Annotated in this window: 18 protein-coding genes and 1 pseudogene; 10 read left to right on the top strand and 9 right to left on the bottom strand. The window is 71.8% G+C overall.

The genetic code is table 11. The features are described from left to right. Positions 1 to 40 precede the first annotated feature (40 nt). Positions 41 to 3,445, top strand: coding sequence for an NACHT domain-containing protein (locus ACZ6TB_RS06475; RefSeq protein WP_465551279.1), 3,405 nt, complete (start codon positions 41 to 43; stop codon positions 3,443 to 3,445). A 149-nt stretch (positions 3,446 to 3,594) separates the two neighbouring features. Next, positions 3,595 to 4,188 (top strand): LysE family transporter, encoded by a 594-nt coding sequence (locus ACZ6TB_RS06470; protein ID WP_465551278.1) that lies wholly within the window; start codon positions 3,595 to 3,597, stop codon positions 4,186 to 4,188. Positions 4,189 to 4,625: 437 nt separating this feature from the next. Here ACZ6TB_RS06470 and ACZ6TB_RS06465 read toward each other — a convergent pair whose 3' ends face one another. Further along, on the bottom strand, positions 4,626 to 5,303 hold the full coding sequence (locus ACZ6TB_RS06465; RefSeq protein WP_465551276.1) for a DNA alkylation repair protein: 678 nt from the start codon (positions 5,301 to 5,303) through the stop codon (positions 4,626 to 4,628). A 31-nt stretch (positions 5,304 to 5,334) separates the two neighbouring features. Here ACZ6TB_RS06465 and ACZ6TB_RS06460 point away from each other — a divergent pair, with 31 nt between their 5' ends. Next, positions 5,335 to 5,967 carry an acVLRF1 family peptidyl-tRNA hydrolase gene (locus ACZ6TB_RS06460; protein WP_465551274.1) on the top strand — a complete coding sequence of 211 codons (633 nt, stop codon included), beginning with the start codon at positions 5,335 to 5,337 and terminating at the stop codon, positions 5,965 to 5,967. Between the two features lie 18 nt (positions 5,968 to 5,985). On the opposite strand, the gene ypfJ is transcribed toward ACZ6TB_RS06460, so the two are convergent. Beyond that, entirely contained in the window at positions 5,986 to 6,927 is a 942-nt protein-coding gene (gene ypfJ, locus ACZ6TB_RS06455) for a KPN_02809 family neutral zinc metallopeptidase (RefSeq protein ID WP_465551272.1), read from the bottom strand. 198 nt (positions 6,928 to 7,125) lie between these two features. Between ypfJ and ACZ6TB_RS06450 the strand changes: the two genes are divergently transcribed. The 4 genes from ACZ6TB_RS06450 to ACZ6TB_RS06435 all read left to right on the top strand — a co-directional run bounded on the left by ACZ6TB_RS06450 (position 7,126) and on the right by ACZ6TB_RS06435 (position 12,199). After that, positions 7,126 to 8,730, top strand: coding sequence for an ABC-F family ATP-binding cassette domain-containing protein (locus tag ACZ6TB_RS06450; RefSeq protein WP_465551270.1), 1,605 nt, complete (start codon positions 7,126 to 7,128; stop codon positions 8,728 to 8,730). 427 nt (positions 8,731 to 9,157) lie between these two features. Next, a complete protein-coding gene (locus ACZ6TB_RS06445) occupies positions 9,158 to 9,385 on the top strand; it encodes a helix-turn-helix domain-containing protein (RefSeq protein ID WP_014441759.1) in 228 nt (75 codons plus the stop codon). Positions 9,386 to 9,408: 23 nt separating this feature from the next. Next, complete coding sequence (locus ACZ6TB_RS06440; RefSeq protein ID WP_465551440.1) at positions 9,409 to 10,179, top strand: enoyl-CoA hydratase/isomerase family protein; 771 nt, start codon at positions 9,409 to 9,411, stop codon at positions 10,177 to 10,179. A gap of 79 nt (positions 10,180 to 10,258) precedes the next feature. Further along, a complete protein-coding gene (locus tag ACZ6TB_RS06435; RefSeq protein WP_465551267.1) occupies positions 10,259 to 12,199 on the top strand; it encodes an ABC transporter ATP-binding protein in 1,941 nt (646 codons plus the stop codon). 336 nt (positions 12,200 to 12,535) lie between these two features. Here the strand turns inward: ACZ6TB_RS06435 and mug are convergent, their stop codons facing one another. Genes mug through ACZ6TB_RS06420 form a run of 3 tightly spaced genes read right to left on the bottom strand, consistent with a single transcriptional unit; the run spans position 12,536 to position 14,634 of the window. Further along, positions 12,536 to 13,093 carry a G/U mismatch-specific DNA glycosylase gene (mug, locus tag ACZ6TB_RS06430; protein ID WP_465551265.1) on the bottom strand — a complete coding sequence of 186 codons (558 nt, stop codon included), beginning with the start codon at positions 13,091 to 13,093 and terminating at the stop codon, positions 12,536 to 12,538. After that, complete coding sequence (locus ACZ6TB_RS06425) at positions 13,083 to 13,868, bottom strand: SDR family oxidoreductase (RefSeq protein ID WP_465551263.1); 786 nt, start codon at positions 13,866 to 13,868, stop codon at positions 13,083 to 13,085. The genes mug and ACZ6TB_RS06425 overlap by 11 nt, the downstream gene beginning before the upstream one ends. 19 nt (positions 13,869 to 13,887) lie before the next feature. Continuing rightward, positions 13,888 to 14,634 (bottom strand): helix-turn-helix domain-containing protein, encoded by a 747-nt coding sequence (locus ACZ6TB_RS06420; RefSeq protein WP_465551262.1) that lies wholly within the window; start codon positions 14,632 to 14,634, stop codon positions 13,888 to 13,890. A 113-nt stretch (positions 14,635 to 14,747) separates the two neighbouring features. On the opposite strand from ACZ6TB_RS06420, the gene ACZ6TB_RS06415 reads away from it, so the two are divergent. Then, a complete protein-coding gene (locus ACZ6TB_RS06415) occupies positions 14,748 to 15,110 on the top strand; it encodes a nuclear transport factor 2 family protein (RefSeq protein WP_465551260.1) in 363 nt (120 codons plus the stop codon). A gap of 13 nt (positions 15,111 to 15,123) precedes the next feature. On the opposite strand, the pseudogene ACZ6TB_RS06410 reads toward ACZ6TB_RS06415, so the two are convergent. From ACZ6TB_RS06410 to ACZ6TB_RS06395, 4 genes and pseudogenes are all read right to left on the bottom strand, one after another. Next, a pseudogene (locus ACZ6TB_RS06410) lies at positions 15,124 to 15,542 on the bottom strand (SCO6045 C-terminal-like domain-containing protein); the annotation flags it as partial. Between the two features lie 152 nt (positions 15,543 to 15,694). Then, on the bottom strand, positions 15,695 to 16,519 hold the full coding sequence (locus ACZ6TB_RS06405; RefSeq protein WP_465551258.1) for an MbnB/TglH/ChrH family RiPP precursor modification enzyme: 825 nt from the start codon (positions 16,517 to 16,519) through the stop codon (positions 15,695 to 15,697). Then, positions 16,512 to 17,426, bottom strand: a complete 915-nt coding sequence (locus ACZ6TB_RS06400; protein WP_465551256.1) for a TIGR04222 domain-containing membrane protein — start codon at positions 17,424 to 17,426, stop codon at positions 16,512 to 16,514. Before ACZ6TB_RS06400 ends, ACZ6TB_RS06405 begins: the two co-directional genes overlap by 8 nt. Before the next feature lie 34 nt (positions 17,427 to 17,460). Beyond that, the gene (locus ACZ6TB_RS06395) at positions 17,461 to 18,039 is read right to left on the bottom strand and encodes a TetR/AcrR family transcriptional regulator (protein ID WP_465551254.1); all 579 of its coding nucleotides are present in this window, start codon (positions 18,037 to 18,039) and stop codon (positions 17,461 to 17,463) included. 165 nt (positions 18,040 to 18,204) lie between these two features. On the opposite strand from ACZ6TB_RS06395, the gene ACZ6TB_RS06390 reads away from it, so the two are divergent. Both ACZ6TB_RS06390 and ACZ6TB_RS06385 read left to right on the top strand, forming a co-directional pair. Then, entirely contained in the window at positions 18,205 to 18,852 is a 648-nt protein-coding gene (locus tag ACZ6TB_RS06390; RefSeq protein WP_465551252.1) for an HAD family hydrolase, read from the top strand. Positions 18,853 to 19,006: 154 nt separating this feature from the next. Continuing rightward, positions 19,007 to 19,927, top strand: a complete 921-nt coding sequence (locus tag ACZ6TB_RS06385; protein ID WP_465551250.1) for a serine protein kinase RIO — start codon at positions 19,007 to 19,009, stop codon at positions 19,925 to 19,927. Positions 19,928 to 20,038: the final 111 nt, after the last annotated feature.

Below are 20,038 nucleotides of genomic sequence, written 5' to 3'. Positions count from 1 at the left end.
GGACTGCCGCCGGGGCGGGCGCGCCGGAACAATCGGTAGCGTGGCGAAGACGATCAGTTATGCCGATGCCGTCCGGATTCTCGGCGGCGGCTCCCAGTCGGCGGTCTTCCGCCGGGTCGACGCGATGACCGGCGGGCTGCTGGCCGGGGCCGCGATCGCCGCGCCCTCGCTGCTCGGGCTGCTCGACCTGCGAGCCGAGCTGGCCCGGGTCTCCGGCGAGCTGGTGAACGCGGCGGCCCGGGCGATGACCGGCTCGGCCCGCCGCGATCGCACCGAGCGGCTCGCCGCCGCGCACACGGTCATCGTGATCGCGGCCTACTTCGACGCGATCTCCGACGTCGATCTCTCCTGGGCCCGGATGACCCGGCAGGACCAGCTGCGCCTGGCCGGTCAGGGCGCGGACGGCGCGCGCGATCTCACCACGGCGTCGCTGCGGGCCGGGGTGGTCCTTCCCGAGCCGCACGTCCCGAACGAGAAGTTCCTCGCCGAGCTGGAGGTCTTCTACGACCATCTCTCGGACGGCCTCGCCCGCTTCCTCGCCGGACTCGCCCCCTACGACGAGCTCAGCGACGGCGAGCGGACCATCCTGCGGCGGGACATCCGGGCGGGCGGGCGGCGGGCGATCAAGAGGTACGAGGAGATGCTGCTCAACCTCATGACCGATTGCCCGGACATGGCCCTCTGGATCGACCACCGCCATCAGCTCGGGGTGGAGAAGCGGCTCGACGCGCTGGAGCCGTCGTTGCGGGAGCTCGAACGGCTGCTGCGCTCGGTCACCACCGAGACGATCGCCGAGGGGGTGGCCGACGCCCTCCAGCGCGCGCACGGCGCCATGCTCGAGCAGGGTGTCGTCGAGTCGATCGACCTGCCCGACGGCCTCGGCGTGCCGACGCTGGAACGCGCGTACATCCCGCCCGCCTTCCAGGTCGCGACCCGGGCCGAGAACCGCTCGCCCGCCGACGAGACGTTCTGGCAGGACGTCGAGGTGCGGCCGGACATCGACCGCTTCCTGGCCGGCTACCTGGGCTCGCCGCGGGCCCTGCGCGCGCCGCTGCTGGTGCTCGGCCAGCCCGGCGCCGGCAAGTCGGTGCTCACCAAGATCCTCGCGGCCCGGCTGGCCAGCACCCGCTTCCTGCCGATCCGGGTGCCGCTGCGCGACGTCGACAGCGCGCTCCCGCTCCAGCGGCAGATCGAGCAGGCGGTGCTGGCCGCCACCACCGAGGAGACCACGTGGCCGACCCTGGCCCGGTCGACCGACGCGGTCCCGGTGATCATCTTCGACGGCTTCGACGAGCTGCTCCAGGCGACCGGGGTCAGCCAGCACGACTTCCTGCAGAAGGCGGCCGACTTCCAGCAGCGCGAACACGAGCAGGGACGGGCCGCGGCGGTGGTGGTGACGAGCCGCACCAGCGTGGCCGATCGCGCGTCGCTGCCGGCCGAGACCGTACTCCTGCGCCTGCAGCCCTTCGACGAGGCGCGGATCCGCCGGTGGGTCGACGTGTGGAACGAGGTGAACGACGCCGGGCTGGCCGCCGCGGACGTGCTCGCCCACCCCGACCTGGCCGGTCAGCCGCTGCTGCTGCTCATGCTGGCCCTGTACGACGCGGACGGGCACGCGCTGCGCCGGGGCCCGGCCGGTCCGCTCACCACCGGCGAGCTGTTCGAACGGCTGCTGACCGGTTTCGCCCGGCGTGAGGTCGCCAAGGCGTACCCCAACGTCGCCGCGCCGCAGCTCGGACCGCTCGCCGAGCAGGAGCTGGACCGGCTCGCCGTGGTCGCGTTCGCGATGCTGAACCGCTCGGCCCAGTGGGTCGACGAGGAGGAGGTCGACCGCGACCTGCGGGCCACGCTCGGCGATCCGGTGCCGGGCCGGGCCGACGCGCTCACCCCGGCGGGCCTGATCTTCGGGCGGTTCTTCTTCGTCCACCGGACCCGCAACACGTACGAGTTCCTGCACGCCACGTTCGGCGAATATCTCGTGGCCCGGCTCACCTGGCGGCTGCTCGGCGAGGCGGTGGCGCGCGACGCGGTGACCCTCGCCGGGCGGCCGATGACCGGGAACGACCTGCTGGCGAGCCTGTTGTCGGCGGTGCCGCTCACCGCGCGTGCGCCGATCATGAAGTTCCTCAGCGGGATGGCGATCCGGCTCTCCGCCGAGGAGCGGGACCGCTGGACCGACGTGCTGATCCGGCTGTTCCGGCAGGCCGAGCGGGACGGCGCGTGGCCGGCGACTGCCTATCGCCCGGTACCGGGCAAGAACGTGGCCGCGCGCTTCGCCGCGTACACCGCAAATGTGATGTTGCTCGCCGTTGTCACCGCCGGTGAGGTGCGCTTCGGCGAGCTGGTCGAGCCCGGCGACTACGACCCGTTCCGGCAGTGGCACAACCACGCGCTGCTCTGGCACGGGCAGCTCGACCACGACGGCTGGGGCACGCTGGTCGACGCGGTCGCGATCGAGCGGTGCCACGGCCCGGCCGGCAACGACGTGCGGCTCACCCTCGACGACGGCTCCTACTCGCCGCGGGCGGACCCGCACTGGCTTTTCCGCCGGCCCGAGGACCTGCGCGGCAACACCGAGATCATCGACAACTTCGAGGTGGACGCGCGCCGGCGGCGGGTCTTCTTCCAGGGGTGTACGAACAACGAGCTGCCCTGGCACGTGCTGGAACCGCTGTTCGACTCCCGTCTGGCGCCGACCGCCGGCTCGTTCGCCTCGTGGTGGCCCGATCGCACGCCGTCCGCGGCCCAGGCGCTGCTCGAGGTCTGGCTGCTGCCGGCGACCAAGACCACGCCGGCCGAGGCCGTCGAGAGCTACCTGCGCTGCCTGCGGATCGTCCTCGAGTTCCCGGGCTGGGACGACGATCTGCGGGACCTGTACGCCGATCAGCTGTTCGCCGCGCTGACGGCCGACCGGGACGCGCCGACCGAGGCCGCGCTGATGGTGATGCGCTGCCTGCTCGGCTCGGTGGACGCCTGGATGCGCGCGGCCGCCGAGATCCTCGACCGCCTCGACCCGGGCGGCCCCGAGTCGGCGATGCTCGCGGAGATCGTCTTCTCCCGGATCGGCTCGGAGTGGTCGCGCATCCACGACCACAAGGCGGCCGTGCTCGCGGGCGCCCGCGCCGCCGCCACCCGCCGTCGCCGGCGCGTGCCCGACGTGCTGGGCAAGCTCGACCGCGGCCGGGAGTCGGCCGGCATCGACGAGATGCGGGGCGAGCTGGAGACGTTCCGGGTGCGGCTGGCCAGCGTCCGCACCGGGGCCGACCGCTGGCGTACCGACCTGGCCGCGCTGTTCGACGAGTTCAGCTGGCTGGCCGGCAGCGCCGACCACCTGCACGCGTCGCTGGTGGCGCTGGCCCGCACGCCGGACGAGGTAGCCGACATCGACGCGGCGCTGGGCTATGTGGAGGAGCGGATCGCGGCCTGGCTCGCGGACAACCGGTAAATCGGTGGCAGCGGCGCGGCTTCCGGCCGCATGATGGCGCGCGTGAACAAGCTGCTGAAGCATCCCGTCGTCCCTGTCGCCGCGGCCGCCCCGGCCGTCCGACAGCAGACGACGCCCGTCCCCGAAGGGTCGGTCCGCCAGCAGCTGTCATGAGCGCGCCGTTCCTGGCCGGCGTGGTCGCCGGCTACGGCGTAGCCATGCCCGTGGGCGCCATCGGCGTCCTGATCGCCGGCCTGAGCGCCCGCACGTCGTTGCGGGTGGGCGCGGCGGCCGGGATGGGCGCGGCCACGGCGGACGGCATCTACGCGACGATCGCGGTGGTGGGCGGCGCGGCCGTGGCCGGCCTGATCGCCCCGATCGCGACACCACTGCGCTGGGCCGCGGCGGTGGTGCTGCTGGGGTTGGCCGTGCTGACCGCCCGGGGTGCGTTCCGCAAGCCCGATGAGGCCGCGCGCCCGGACCGGCCGGCGACGCCGATGCGGGCCTTCACCGGGATCCTGGCCCTGACCCTGCTCAACCCGGCTACGGTCGTCTACTTCGCCGCGCTGGTCCTGGGCCGCTCGGGCGAGGGTGGCGGGGTGTGGTTCGTGGTCGGCGCGTTCCTGGCCTCGGCGAGCTGGCAATTGCTGATCGCCGGTGGCGGCAGCTTGATCGGCCGCCTGCTGACCGGCGACCGCGGCCGGATGGTTACGGCCCTGGTCTCCGCGGCGGTGATCGCCGTACTGGCGATCAAGCTGTTGTAGCGCTGTCGTTTCTGTCCGGTCCTGGGGCCGGGCGTGCTTCTTGCGGCTCGGGGGATGGCTGTCGCGGGCGGCGGGGCGGGCATCGCCGCGTCGACCGCGGTAGCCGTTCGCTTGGCACGTTCCGCAGGCAGACACGCGCGGTCGGCCCGCGGTCCGGTTGGGCCGCGGCTTGCCCGAGCTGCCCGGCCTGCTGGGCCCGCCTCGCCCTTCGCCCGGTCCGATGCGACTGGCCCGAGCTGGCCGGCCGGGCGTGGCGCGTATGGGTAAGCAGAGCGACGGCGTCGGCCCGAGCGAGGTGGCCGGGCGCGGTGGCCGGGCGCGGTGGCCGGGCGCGGTGGCCGGGCGGGCGTGGCGCGTATAGGTAAGCAGAGCGACGGCGTCGGCCCGGGCGGGGGTGGCCGGGCGGGCGTGGCGCGTATAGGTAAGCAGAGCGACCCCTACAGGTGCTTCATCGCCTCGCGGCGGGATAGGGGCGACAGCTCCGGCGTGCCCACCACGAAAGCCCGCACCGCCTCCGGGTCGGTGCGGGCGTACTGACGCAACGCCCAGCCGATCGCCTTGCGCACGAAGAAATCCGGGTGGCGGGCCTGCCGGGTGCAATAACCGAAGAGCCGCGCGGTGTCCGTCGAACCGCCGTAGTGCAGCTGGAACAGGATCGCGGTGCGGACCAGCCACTTGTTCTCGTCGTGGGACCAGTCGTCCATCTCGTAGACCAGCACCGGATGCGAGCGCACCAGGTCGCCGGTGAAGCGGGTGGCCAGCGGGTCTACGGTGTCCCACCAGGACTTTGTGGTGATCAGGGTGCGGGTGACTTCCAGGAAGTCGGGGCCGGCCACGCCGACGTGCTTGCGCAAGTAGTCGCAGGCCGCGTACTGGTACTCGCGCTCGGGCAGGGACCAGCAGGAGAGGGCGAAGTCGCGCAGGTCGGACTCGGACGGGCGGGGCAGGCCGGCGAACGCGGCCCGCTCGACCGAACGCAGCGTGGGCGCGGGGACGCCGGCGTACTCGAACTGGTCGCGCATGTACGCGGCCATGGCCGCGGCGCGTTGCGGGTCGCGGGCCTCGGCCAGGAGATCGCCCAGGCGGGTGAGCAGCGTTGCCACCAGGTCCGTCACAGCTGCATCCTGCCACCGTAGTGTGACAAGAATGGGCGAGCGGACGGCGGCCGGCGGCGGCAAGTGGGTGGACGTCGCGCCCGAGCGGCTGTCGCGGTGGCTGGAGAACTTCGCGGGGCGCCATGGGGCGTACGCGGAGGAGGGGTTGCTCCTGATCGCCGAGGATGGCGCCACGGCGAGCTGGCAGGAACCGCCGGGGGCGCCGAAGGTCGCGACGCTTGCTGAGCTCGTCGAGGAGGCGCGGAAGCCGCGGCGCATCGGGCTGCTGCTGGCGCGCAAGGGCGCCGTGGCGGTGGGCATCGCCGAGGGGACGGAGCTGGTCGCGTCCAAGGTGGAGACCCACTATGTCCAGGGCCGCACGGCCGCGGGTGGCTGGTCCCAGCAACGCTTCGCGCGCCGGCGGGACAATCAGGCAAAAGCGGCAGCTGCCGACGGCGCCGGCATCGTGGGGCGCATTCTTCTTCCGGAGGTACGGTCGTTGGCCGCCCTCGTGACCGGTGGTGACCGGGCCGCGATCGACGCCATCCTCGCGCCGCCCTCGCTGTCGGTGGTGGCGAGCCTGCTGGCCGAACGGCTGCTGGACGTGCCGGAGCCCCGGCACGCGGTGCTGGTCTCCGCGGTGGCCGGGGCTCGGGCCGTACGTGTGCTGGTGAAGGAACCGTAAGCCAACAGGGACCGTGAGTCAGTCGCCCTCCTTGACCGCCCCCGCCGCGAAGGTGTCGCACTTCTCGGGCGTCCCGGAGTTGTAGCCCTGGGAGAACCACTTCTGCCGGTCGGCCGACGTGCCGTGGGTGAACTCGGCCGGGTTGATCTGGTTGCCGCTGCGCTTCTGGAGGGTGTCGTCGCCGATCTGGCCGGCGGTCTGGATGCCCTCCTGGATGTCGTCGGCGGTCAGGCTCTTGAAGATCGCCTGGCCGTTCGACGACTTGGTCTCGGTGGCGTGCTTGGCCCAGACCCCGGCGTAGCAGTCGGCCTGCAGCTCGAGCTTGACCGACAGCAGGTTCTGCTCGGCGTCGGACGACGCGCTCTGCTGCGCCTGGCGCATCTTGGCCTCGGTGCCGACCAGGTCCTGGATGTGATGGCCGTACTCGTGGGCGAGCACGTACGGCTGGGCGAACTCACCGGGCGCGCCCAGCTGCTGAGCCAGCAGCTGGTAGAAGGTGAGATCGATGTACACCTTGTCGTCGGCGGGGCAGTAGAACGGCCCGGTGCCCGAGTCGGCGGCGCCGCAGCCGGTGCTCACCCGGTCGGAGAACAGCACCGTCTTGGCCGGTTGATACTGCTTGCCGAAGTACTGCGGCTCGGCCTCTTTCCAGAACGCCTGGATCGAGTTCACATAGAGCACGTTGCGGCAGTCGAGCTTGGTACGGGCGGTCGTCTTGTCGCCGCACTCCTGGGTGATGTTCTTGTTGTCCCCGGAGTTGCCGCTGTTGCCGCCGAGCTGGTTGACGCCGAAGAAGCCGCCGGCCACGAGCAGCACGACGGTGATGATGAGGCCGACGAGGCCGCCACCGCCGATCGGGATCGGCAGGCCGCCGAAGCCGCCACCTCCACCGCCACCGCCCGAGCCGCGCTGGTCCTCGACCTGACTGGTATCGATGTCAGCGTTCTCGTTGAGTTCCATCTCATCCTCACTGACGCTCCGGTTGCCGCCGGGATACCCGTTGATCTTGATCGGTAATCGGGTGGGAGGTGCAACCGGCTGCCCGGTAGTATGGCGGAGTGCTGCTCTGCGAAGGCTGACCTGCCCCGCGCCGACCACTAGCTTGGCCGGCGTTTTCGTGTGCCCGGAGTCAGCCTTCCTCTCGAGAGCGAGTTTGAAATGATCACCGCCACCGGACTCGAACTGCGTGCCGGCGCCCGCATCCTGCTGTCCCCGGTCACCCTGCGCGTGCAGCCCGGCGACCGGATCGGCCTGGTCGGCCGCAACGGCGCCGGTAAGACGACCACCCTCAAGGTGCTGGCCGGCGAGGGCACTCCGTACGCGGGAAACGTCGATCGCACCAGCGAGGTCGGTTACCTGCCGCAGGACCCCCGGACCGGCGACCTGAACGTGACCGGGCGCGACCGGGTGCTGTCGGCCCGCGGGCTCGACGCGATCCTGGCCGAGATGCAGAAGCTCGAGATCGAGCTCGAGGAGTCCGCCGACGACAAGCTGGTCCGGCGCTACGGCAACCTCGAGGACCAGTTCGCGGCCCTGGGTGGCTACGCCGCCGAGGCCGAGGCCGCCCGCATCTGCGCCAACCTGGGCCTGCCCGACCGTGCGCTGGCCCAGACCATCGGCACCCTCTCCGGCGGTCAGCGCCGCCGCATCGAGCTGGCCCGCATCCTCTTCGCCGACTCGGGGCAGAACGGCAAGGGCATCCTGCTGCTCGACGAGCCGACCAACCACCTCGACCAGGACTCGATCGCCTGGCTGCGCGGCTACATGGCCCAGCACAAGGGCGGCCTCATCGTGATCAGCCACGATGTCGAGCTGCTCGAGGCCGCGGTCAACAAGGTGTGGTACCTCGACGCCAACCGCTCGGTCGTCGACATGTACAACGTCGGCTGGAAGAAGTACCTCGAGCAGCGCGAGACCGACGAGCGCCGGCGCCGCCGCGAGCGGGCCAACGCGGAGAAGAAGGCGGGCGCCCTGATGGCGCAGGCCGACAAGATGCGGGCCAAGGCCACCAAGACGGTCGCCGCGCAGAACATGGCCCGCCGCGCCGAGAAGCTGCTGGGCGGCCTCGAGGAGAGCCGGGTCAGCGACAAGGTGGCCAAGGTGCGGTTCCCGCAGCCGGCGGCCTGCGGCAAGACACCGCTCACGGCGGTGGGGCTGTCGAAGTCGTACGGGTCGCTGGAGATCTTCGCCGATGTCGACGTGGCGGTCGACCGCGGCTCCCGGGTGGCCATCCTCGGCCTCAACGGCGCCGGCAAGACCACGCTGCTGCGCATCCTCGGCGGCCTGCTCGACTCCGACACCGGCGAGGTGCGCCCGGGCCACGGCCTGCGGCTCGGCTACTACGCCCAGGAGCACGAGACGCTCGACGTCGACCGCACGATCCTCGAGCACATGCGCAGCGCCGCCGCCGACCAGACCGACACCGACCTGCGCAAGATCCTCGGTGCCTTCCTGTTCTCCGGCGACGACGTGGAGAAGCCCGCGGGTGTGCTGTCCGGCGGCGAGAAGACCCGGCTGGCGCTGGCCACGCTGGTCTGCTCGGGCGCGAACGTGCTGCTGCTCGACGAGCCCACGAACAACCTCGACCCGGTCAGCCGCGAGCAGGTGCTGGACGCGATCGCCAACTACCCGGGCGCGATCGTGCTGGTCACCCACGACGCGGGCGCGGTGCAGGCGCTCAAGCCCGATCGGGCGATCCTGCTGCCGGACGGCGACGAGGACGCGTGGAGCGACGATCTCCTGGAGCTGGTCGAACTCGCCTGATCAGGTACTTGCTGATCGTCAGTTGTCAACTGGTGCCCACACAGACAGTGCGACGTTCGGGCGTTTGCGGTCAGGTCGGGCAGGCATCCGGGCACCGCAAAGTTGGCATACCCGGCATGACGGCTCTACGTGTTCGTTCCATCGACGGTGCGTCATATCTCGCGCACGGCCGGCCTCGATCGAGTGTTTCCGCAGGTGATCGATGGTCTTGGGGGGGTGTGGTCCGGCTACCTACCGAGTGGTCGGAATCGTACTCTGCCTAACGTCAGTTAACTGTCTGACATTGATGCTGATGGTCAGGGTCAAGTTCCTGACAGTGCTAAATGGGCACGTTGGCTAAGCCGGGATACCTAGCGCATGATCGTTGGAGGCGGTCTAATAGGTGGGACCGTATCGAACCGCACAGTCTGGGACGTGAGGATTCAACATGGCAGCCACGGGCACAGCCACCAGCACTGAGAAGGGTCGCCGAATCGTCGGCAGCGAGCGACAGTCACTAGCGAAGGATCTGGTCAAGCGTTACACCTCTGGCGAGAGCATTCGCGCCCTCGCGGCCTCGACCGGGCGTTCCTACGGATTCGTGCACCGCGTGCTCACCGAGTCGGGCGTGCAGCTCCGCCAGCGCGGCGGCGCTCGCCGGCGCAAGAAGGCGTGACGCGGGAGTTCGCCGAGCCCGGTATTGCCGTCCCTGCCGAGGAGGCAGGAGTTCGCTACGACCTGGATGGGCCGGTCGCAACGGTGACGTTGTGCCGGCCCGAGGTTCTCAATGCGCAGACTCCGGCGATGTGGGCAGAGCTGGCAAGCATTTCCCGCAAATTACCGGGTGACGTACGAGTCGTCATTGTCCGAGGCGAGGGACGTGCGTTTTCCGCGGGCCTGGATCTGTCGGCCGCGCGCGGCGACGGCGATTCTTCACTCGCGCGACTAGCGCAGTTGTCACCGGCGGAGTGCGCCGATCGGATTGCCGGCTTCCAGTCCGCGTTCACCTGGCTGCGTAACCCGTCCATCGTGACGATCGCGGCCGTCCAGGGGCACGCGATCGGCGCTGGATTTCAGTTGGCGCTGAACTGCGACTTCCGGGTGCTCGCCGATGACGCGCGCTTCTCGATGGCGGAGGTGACGCTCGGGCTCGTCCCCGATCTGGGCGGCACCAAGCGCCTCACCGAGCTGGTCGGGCCGTCCCGCGCGCTCGAGATCTGCGTCACCGGCCGGCGCATCCCGGCCGACGAGGCTCTTTCCGCGGGCCTGGCCACCGCGGTCGTGCCCGGGGCGTCGCTCGCCGGCGCGGTCAGCGACCTGGCCGCCGCCGTGCTCGCGGCGGACGCCGGCGCGGTCGCCGAGATCAAGGCCCTGATCGCCGGCGCTGGTCAGCGGTCGTACGCCGATCAGGACCGGGCCGAGCGGGAGGCGCAGACCCGCCGTCTGCGGGACCTGACCGGCACGGAATAGCGCTCGCGCGTCCCGGGTTGTCGTACCCGCCGGGCAGACTGTCATCTGCCCCGCCCACGACAGCCCGGGAGGTGAACCGATGGGCCCGTCCTCGAGCATGTCCAGCTGGATGATGCTCCGCTCGATCCAGAATTCCGATCGGGTCACCCAGCACCGCCTGACCCGCGGCACCACCCGCCGGATCTTGCGGTTCGCCCAGCCCTACCGCCGCGACATCGCGGTCTTCCTGATCACCGTCGTGCTCGACGCCGGCATCGGGGTGGCCACGCCCCTGCTCGCCGGGCACGTGGTCAACGCGATCACCGGCGGCGCCGCCGGCGCCGCGGCCCTGGTCGTCAAGCTCGCGCTGACCATCGCCGGCCTGGCGGTCATCGACGCGTTCCTGTCCCTCGCCCAAAGGTGGTATTCCGCCCGCATCGGCGAGGGCATCATTCTCGACCTGCGCACCAAGGTCTACGACCACGTCCAGCGCATGCCGTTGCAGTTCTTCACGCGTACGCAGACGGGTGCGCTCGTCAGCCGGCTGAACAACGACGTGATGGGCGCCCAGCGGGCCTTCACCTCGACGCTGTCCGGCGTGGTCAGCAACGTCATCCAGCTCGTGCTCACGGCCGCGGTCATGTTCAGCCTGTCCTGGCAGATCACCGCGCTGTCGCTGGCGTTGCTGCCGGTCTTCATCATCCCGGCCCGCCGGGTCGGCAAGCGGCTCGCCGAGATCACCCGCGAGTCGTACAACCTCGATGCCAAGATGAACGCGACCATGACCGAGCGCTTCAACGTCTCGGGCGCGCTGCTGGTCAAGCTCTTCGGCCGGCCCGACGCCGAGGCCGCCCACTTCGGGGCGCGCGCCGAGCGGGTCCGCGACATCGGCGTCCAGCAAGCCATGTACTCCCGCACGTTCTTCGTGGCGATGCTGCTGGTCGCGTCCCTGGCCCAGGCCCTCACCTACGGCCTCGGCGGCTGGCTCGCGGTCACCGGCAGCGTCACGGCCGGTACGGTCGTCACCCTCGCGCTGCTGCTCACCCGGCTCTACGGCCCGCTCACGGCGCTCAGCAACGTGCGGGTCGACGTGATGAGCGCGCTGGTCTCGTTCGACCGGGTCTTCGAGGTGCTCGACCTCAAGCCCGGCATCGAGGAGAAACCCGGCGCGGTCGACGTCCCGGCCGGGGCGGGCCGCATCGAGTTCCGCGACGTGCACTTCCGCTACCCGAACGCGAGCGAGGTGTCGCTGGCGACCCTGGAGGACGTGGCGACCCTCGACCGCACCGAGAGCGCTCCCGTGCTCAAGGGCGTCGACTTCACGGTCGAGCCCGGGCAGATGGTGGCGCTGGTCGGCCCGTCCGGCGCCGGCAAGTCGACGACGTCGATGCTGGTCTCCCGGGTCTACGACGTCACCGAGGGCGCGGTGCTGGTCGACGGGGTCGACGTGCGGGACGCGACACTCGGCTCGCTGCGCGACGCCATCGGCGTGGTCACGCAGGACTCGCATCTCTTCCACGAGACCATCGCGGAGAATTTGCGGTACGCGAAACCGGACGCCACCGATGACGAGATGTGGGCGGCGCTGACCGGGGCGCAGGTCGCCGACCTGGTGCATTCGCTGCCCGAGGGCCTCGAGACTGTGGTGGGCGAGCGGGGCTACCGCTTCTCCGGCGGCGAGAAGCAGCGCATCGCGATCGCGCGGCTGCTGCTCAAGCACCCGTCGATCGTCATCATGGACGAGGCGACGGCCCACCTCGACAGCGAGTCGGAGGCGGCCGTGCAGCGGGCGCTGACCGCAGCCCTGGCCGGTCGCACGGCGCTGGTGATCGCCCACCGGTTGTCCACGGTCCGCGACGCCGACCAGATCCTGGTGCTCGACCAGGGCCACATCGTCGAGCGCGGCCGGCACGAGGAGCTGGTCGCGGCGGGCGGGCTGTACGCGGAGCTCTACCGCACGCAGTTCGCGGTGACATCGCCCGCCTTCGTCGAGGAGGACGTCGAGATCGTCACGGTCCCGGCGCGTTCGGTCGAGCCCTGACCGGGCCGCCTTGACCGGCCCGCCTTGACCGGCCCGCGCCGGGCGCGGCTTGCGGCGGGCCGGGCTTGCGGCGGGCGTGGCTCGCGCCGAGCGCGGCAGCAGCTTGGCTGCGCCGGGCTTGGCCGCGCCGGGCTTGGCCGCGCCCGGCGTGGCCTGCGGCGGGCTTGGCTTGCGGCGGGCGTGGCAGCTTGGCTGCACCGGTCGGCGCGGTCCGGGGTGGCGGCTTGGTCAGGCCGGCTTGCGGCCGGCGGGCGGGCTAGGTCCGGCGGGGAGTCGGTCATCTCGGCGAAGTCGCCCCTCTCGCGGCCCATCGGCGCCGGCCGGCCACCGTGGTCGTCAGAGGACGGTCGCGCGCAACCGGGCGAACTCGGCCGCCAGCGCGTCGAGCTGGAAGTGCGCGTTCAGGCCGCTCGGGTTGGGCAGCAACCAGACCGGGACGCCGCCGACGGTCTCCTCCCGCGGGCCGATCGCGGCCGTGCGCCGGCCGAACGCGGTGCGGTAGGCGGTCACGCCGAGGACGGCCAGGTAGCGGGGCTTCCACCGGGCGACGAGCGCGGCCAGGATCTGGCCGCCGGCGACCAGCTCGGCCGGGGCGAGCTCGTCGGCGCGGGCGGTGGCCCGGGCGACCACGTTGGTGATGCCGAGGCCCAGCGCGGGCAGGGCGGACTGCTCCGACGGGTGCAGCAGCCGGGGCGTGAAGCCGGCCAGGTGCAGCGCCGGCCAGAAGCGGTTGCCGGGCCGGGCGAAGTGGTGGCCGGTCGCGGCCGAGTAAAGGCTCGGGTTGATGCCCGAGAACAGCACCTTCAGATCGGGGCCGACGAGATCGGGGATGACCCGTCCGGCGGCGGCCGCGACCTCGTCCGGTGACGGCTTCCGGAAGACGTCAGAGGGCACGCAGCGAACCGCCGTCGATGGGGATGAGCAGGCCGGTCAGGTAGCTCGCGGCGGGGGACAGCGCGAACGCGGCCACCTTGCCGAACTCCTCGGGGCGGCCCATCCGCTTCATCGGGATCGCCGCGGTCACCCGGGCCTCCTCCGCGGCCGCGTCCCCGGTGGCGGCGAACAGCTCCCGGTTCCGGTCGGTCATGACCCGGCCGGGCATCAGGCCGACGATCCGGATGCCGCGCGGCGCGTATTCGTCGGCCATGTCCTTGGTCGCCATCGCCAGCCCCGGGCGCAGGCCGTTCGACAGCCCCAGGTTGGGCAGCGGCGTCTTGGCCGAGGTCGACAGGACGAGCCCGATCGCGCCGCCGCCGCCCAGCGCGCCGCCGCCCAGCGCGCCGTCACTCAGCGCGCCGGCGATCACGCGTACCGCGCGAATCGATCCGAGAAAGACGGTCTCGAACGCCTGCCGCCACTGGTCGTCGGTCATCGACGCCGCCGACCCGATCGCCGGGCCGCCGACCGAGATGAGCGCGCCGTCCAGCCGTCCGAAACGGGTCGTGGCCTCGTGGATCAGCCGCTCCGGGGCGGCCGGATCGGCCAGGTCGGCGACCACGCCGGCCGCGTTCGGGCCGAGCGACTCCGCCGCCGCCGCGATGTGGCCGGCGTCGCGCGACGAGAGCACGACCTTTGCCCCGTCGGCGACCAGCGCCTCGGCCGCGGCCCGGCCGAGCCCGCGCGAGCCGCCGGTGATGATGTAGACGCGACCGTCGAGTCCGAGATCCATGGTCCCGATCCTGCCACCCTCAGCGGGGGCGGAGAGCGGCGGCCGTGGCGGCGTCGGCGGGCAGGAACGACTCGATCGCCAGCTCGGCGAGCGTCACGTCGAGCGGGGTGCCCAGCACCGACGTGATGCTGAAGAACGAGAGGTCGTCGTAGCGCAGCGGCACGACCAGCCCGGCCGGTCGCTCGCCGGTCTCGCCGCCGGGATATCCGGCCAGCTCGGCGTGCAGCTCGCGCAGCTCCGGGTCGGCCGTGTGGGCGGCCTGCTCGTCGAGCCGGTGCAGCACATGGGTGCGCCATTCGGCCAGGTTGCGGATGCGCGGCGCCATCCCCTCCGGGTGCAGCGAGAGGCGCAGCACATTCACCGGCGGCTCGAGCAGCCAGGCCGCGCACCCCTCGGTCAGCGGGGCGACGGCCGCGTTGGCGTCGATCATCGTCCAGTGCCGGTCGATCAGCAGCGCCGGATAGGGCTCATGGCCGGTCAGCACGTCGCGCAACGAGGACAGCACGGCGGCCAGGCGCGACCCGGCCGGCGACGACTCGCTCCAGGCCGGTGCATAGCCGCCGGCCAGGAGCAACTCGTTCTGCCCCCGCAGCGGTACGTCGAGCCGCGACGCCAACCGCAGGATCATCTCGCGGGTGGGCCGCGACCGCCCGGTCTCCACGAACGACAGGTGCCGCGCCGACACTCCGGCCCGGGCGGAGAGCTCGAGCTGGCTCAGGCGCCGGGTGGTCCGCCATTCGCGCAGCCGGTTCCCCACGTCGTCCATGGCCGGAGCCTAGGCGGCACCGGGAAGCGCCGCCATTACCTCCGGCGTAATCGACGCACCTACCCCGGCCGGGCGACGGTGGTTCCCGTCAACTTCGAGAAAGGACGAGAACGATGAGCGACTTCGACAACGTGGTGGCCCGGTACCTGGCCGTGTGGAACGACACCGACGCCGTGGCCCGGCGCAAGCGGATCGACGACCTGTTCGCCGACGACGTCCGCTACGTCGACCCGATGGTCGCGGTGACCGGCCGGGACGCGCTCGACGCCCTGGTCGGCGCGGTGCAGCAGCAGTTCCCGGGCCTGACCTTCTCGCCGGGCGGCGCCGTCGACGCGCACCACGACCAGGCCCGCTTCACCTGGAACCTGGGCGCGGTGCCGGGCGAGCCGCTGGTGGTGGGCTTCGACGTGGCCGAGCTCGACGCCGACGGACGGATCCGGCAGGTGCTCGGCTTCCTCGACAAGGTCCCGGCTTAACGGACGCTCTCGCGGTCCGCCTCCTCACGGGCGGCGGATCACCCGTACGCGACCGGCCGTTTGCAGCACGACGGCGCCGGAAGCGGACCGCAGAGCGGGACCACGACGGGGGTGAGGCGCGGTGGCGCCGTCATAGCGGAACCGCGCCTCACAGGTGGCCAGCTCCTCGGCCGCGATCGCCGGCAGGGCGTCGCGTTTCCGCAGGTCTCGCGCCAGATCCCAGCCGTCGCGCAACGAACCCTGCGTCGGGCGCGCGGCGGCCCATCCGGCGAACTCCTTCGTCCACGACTCGCCGAATCCGGCGGCCAGCATCGGCCAATGCCGCGCGACCTCACCGGCCCGCTTGCGCAGCAGGGCGACTCGCGCCGCATCGACCTTGAACAGATCAAATCCCGGGGGTACGGGCTCGCCCGCGGTCAGCGCGCGGACCAGCGCCGCCTGACGCTCCGCGAGGCCGCGGCCGTCCCCGCCCGCGTGGCCGGCCGTCGCGTCGCCGGCCGCTGCGTCGCCGGCCGTCGCGTCGCCGGCCGCCGCGTGGCCGGCCGTCGCGTGGAGGCCGGTTGCGCGGAGGCCGTCGTCGTCGCTCACGTGATCGCCGGGTAACCGGAGGCGGCGGCGATCGCGTCGAGCTCGGCGCTCAGCTCGGCCGCCGGTGGGTAGTCGCCGTCGCGTTCCAGCATCAGCGCGGGCGGGCGGTGCCGGTCGCACAGCTCGGTGACCAGGTCGAGCACCGCCGGCGGGACGGCGTCGGTGTGCGTGTCGTGGTAGAGCCCCTGATGCTCGGCGCCGCCGGCCACGTGGACATAGGCGACCCGGTCGAGCGGGAGCTTGCCGAGCAGGTCGAGCGGGTCCTCGCCGCGGTTGCGGGCGTTCGCGTAGACGTTGGCCACATCGAGCAACAACAATGCGCCCGTACGGTCGAGAATCTCGGTGAGAAAGTCGGCCTCGGTGAGCTCGTCGTCGGGCCAGTCGAAGAGAGCCGCGATCGGTTCCAGCGCCAGCGGCACGGACAGTTCGGCCGTGGTGCGGGCGACGTTGGCCACCACCGCGTCGACCGCCTCGCGGCTGCGCGGGATCGGCAACAGGTGGCCGGCCTCGACGCCGTCCGCCCGTACGAACGCGATGTGCTCGCTGACCAGCGGCGCGCCCAGCCGGTCGGCGACGGCGGCCAGGTGTGTCACCCGCCCGGGCTCGACCGGCTCGGCGCCGCCCAGGGAGAGCCGGACGCCGTGCGGCACGACCGCCACGCCGCGGTCGAGCAGCGCCGCCAGGCCGTCGGGGAGGTCGCCGTGCGCGTGCACCGACTCGGCGACCACCTCGGCGAACCTCAATCCCGGCAGCCCGGCGACGAAACCGGAAATCTCCGGACGCCAGCCGATCCCCACGCCGTACGTGGCGCGGTCAGCCACCGCACCCACCCCCGCCGCCGCAGCCGCCGCCCCCGCCGCCCCCGCCGCAGGAGCTGCTGCCGCCGCACGAGCTGCTCGAGCCGCAGGTCGAGTTGCTGCCGGCGGTGCCGGACGAGAGGCCGTCGATCGTGTAGCGCTGGATCTCGGCCTCGGCCGCGAACGCCGGGTCCATCGCCCAGAGCGACGCGGCGCCGTACAGGGCCACGCCCATCGCCGCCCCGGTCGCGCCGTAGGTCGCGTAGGACGGGGACAGCTGCGGGGCCAGGTGGTCGTTCTGCCTGCGGAGCTCGCGCATGCGGGCCTGCGCCGTGGTGGTGGCGAGCCGCTTGGTGCGGGCCAGCTTCCAGGTGAGGAAGGCCGCGACGATCACGGCCGGGAACAGGAAGCCGACCGGCTTGCCGTTCTCGATGCCGGCGATCAGGCGGAAGATGCCGACCAGCGTCAGGGCGCCGGCCGCGAAGGCCCACATCCGGGTCTGCCGTACGGTCTCGGCGGTCACCGCGAGGCGGCGGCGCTCGAGGCCGGACCGCAGGTCGTCGAGGGCCGAGCGCACCCACTGGTCGTCGGTGAGGTCGCGGACCCGGATCTGGCGGCTCGCGGCGTGGTGGACGGCGGAGTCGAGCGGGGTGACGCCGGCCGGGATCGACCCGGTCTGGACCAGCGTGCGGCCGGGGCCGGCGCCGAGAGCGCCCGCCTGGCGGAGGCCACCCAGCGAGGAGTAGACGGCGAGCCGGTCGCCGCCGTTGAGGAAAGCGAGCTGCTGCGGACCGAGGTCGTCGATCCGTACGCTCGCATCGCCCTTGAACTTGATCTTCCGGTGAAGATAGGCGAGGAGGGCCACGATGCCCAGCGCGGCGAGATACCCGACGATGAAGGTCGGGCCAGGAATCCCCCAGGTGTCCTGCATGGCCTCATTGTGCAGACTGGCGCAAGGTTCCGATCTAGGCCCGGCGGACGGCTTCCTCGACCAGATCGAGGACCCGGCTCAGCTCGCCGGGCGGGCGGCCGGTGGCCAGGTGGAGGACGAGGCCGTCGTAGGCGAGCTCGAGGAACTGGGTGAGCACCTCGACCGGCACGTCGTCGCGCAGCACGCCGGCCTCGCGCTGGCGCTGGAGGCGGTCGCGGGTGGCGTCGGCGATGGCGGCCGAGCGCTCGGCCCAGCGCTTGGCGAACGCCGGGTCGGTGCGCAGCCGCCGGGACACCTCGAGCTGGGTGCCGAGCCAGCCGGCCGTGTCGCCCTCGCTGCCGCCGGCCCGCTCCAGCAGGTCGCGCATCACCTGAACGAGGCCGTTGCGGGCGACGGTCTCGACCATGGCCGCGGCGTCGTCCTCGGCCACGGCCAGGAACAGCGATTCCTTGTCGCGAAAATGGTGGAAAATCGCGCCGCGGGACAGGCCCGTGGCGTCCTCGAGGCGGCGTACGGTGGCACCCTCGTAGCCGAACCGCGCGAAGCAGTCCCGCGCGGCCGCGAGGATCTCGTGGCGTCGCGCGTCGAGCTGGTCCTGACTCACACGGGGCACGTCATGGATCGTGTCACGCAGGCGCTTTCTTCTGCAATCCGTACGTACGTCTTGTCAACGACGTGCTCCGGTACGACCGGATGATGCGAAATCCACCATCCGGCCCGGAAGTTGTTAACAGTCCTGGACTGTTCGCTTCCGCCCTACCTCACGTAAAGTGCGCGGGTGCCTCTCGTCCTCATTGCTCTCGACGACACCCTGCTCGACCGCAGCGGTGCGTTCAGGCTGTGGGCGAAGGGTTTCCTGGACGAGATCGGCGCTCCACAGGACGATCTCGACTGGTTACTCTCGGTTGATGCTGACGGCCTCACCTCGCGGTGGGACCTCGCCGACCTGATCCGCGATCGGTACCGGCTGACGATTCCCTCGATCGATCTGCTCGAGGAGCTGCACGAGGGCCCGCTCACGTTCGAGCGGCTCGACCCGATGGTCGGCTGCGCCCTCCAGATCGCCGGCGACGCGGGCCTGGTGCCGGTGGTGGTCACCAACGGGCAGGCCGAGGTGCAGGACAGCCGGATCCGTCGCACCGGTCTCGACCGATACGTGGCGGACTGGGTGATCTCCGAGCAGGCCGGCGTGAGCAAGCCCAACCCGCGCATCTTCGCCCTGGCCGCGCAGCGTGTGCGCATGCGGCTGGGCGGCGCCTGGGTGGTCGGCGACAGCCCCGAGGCCGACATCGGCGGCGCGGCCGCGATGGGTCTGCCCAGCGTGTGGCTGCATCGCGGGCGGGACTGGGTCGACAACCGGTTCGCGCCGACCCGCGTGGTGGGCAACGTGATCCAGGGGCTGTCGGCCATCATGGCCGCGCAATAAATCGGTTGCGGGGTTTTCCCGGCCCCGGCACAGTGATCCCCGCACGTACTCGTGCTCAGTTTCCTCGGAAAGAAGGGGGTGTGGACTTCGTGGCTGCCTTTGTGATGCCTGCTGTCCCGTTCTTCCTTCCTTCTTTCTCTGAGGAGATCCTCCAGTGCGTTCGCACGACTCTTTCGGCCCGGCAACCACGCGCAAGGGCCGCCGCAAGTTCGACGATGACGAGCCCGACTTCCTGAAGCGAAGCAGCTTCGCCACGCCTCATCTCGTCGAGGAACCCGACCTGCCCGACACCGGTGACAACTGGTCGACCTGGGATGGCGCCCTGCACGGCCCCACGCCCCGGCCCGACTGGGTCCGCACCGAGCACGGCGCGGTCGACGACGAGCTGGGCATGCTCAAGACCGGCAAGGAAGCGGACGTCTTCCTGGTACGCCGGCATGTCCCCGACACCGACAAGATCAGCATGCTGGCCGCCAAGCGCTACCGCGACGGCGATCACCGGCTCTTCCACCGCGACGCCGGCTACCTCGAGGGGCGCCGGGTCCGTCGCTCCCGCGAGATGCGGGCGATGACCAACCGCTCGTCGTTCGGCAAGGAGATGATCGCCGGGCAGTGGGCGGTGGCCGAGTTCGGCGCGCTGTCCCACCTGTGGGAGCTCGGGCAGGTCAGCGGGCTGGTCCGGGTGCCCTACCCGGTGCAGCTCATCGGCACCGAGCTGATGCTGGAGTTCATCGGCGACTGGGAGACCGGCGAGGCCGCACCTCGATTGGCGCAGGTGCGGGCAAACCCGGACGAGCTGGCCGACCTGTGGCGGCAGATGACCGACGCGCTGTCGGTGCTGGCGCGCTCGCAGGTGGCGCACGGCGACCTCTCGCCGTACAACACGCTGGTCCACGACGGCCGGCTGGTGCTCATCGACCTGCCGCAGATCGTCGACGTCGTCGCCAACCCGCAGGGCGCCGACTTCATCGCCCGGGACGTGCGCAACGTCGCGGGCTGGTTCACCCAGCGGGGGCTGCGAGTGGACGCCGACGAGCTGCTCGAGCGCCTGCTCTACGAGGCCGGCCTGCGATGACTCGCCGCCGCCCACCCGGCCCGGGGGGGGGGGGGGGGCGGGGGGGGGGGGGGGGGGGGAGGGGGGGCGGGGGGGGGGGGGGCGGGGGGGTGCGGGGTGGTGGTTTTGGGC

The organism is Actinoplanes sp. NPDC051537, from assembly GCF_055586105.1.
The sequence above is the reverse complement of the archived record's forward strand: the minus strand, read 5'-3'. Positions and strand labels throughout refer to the sequence as shown.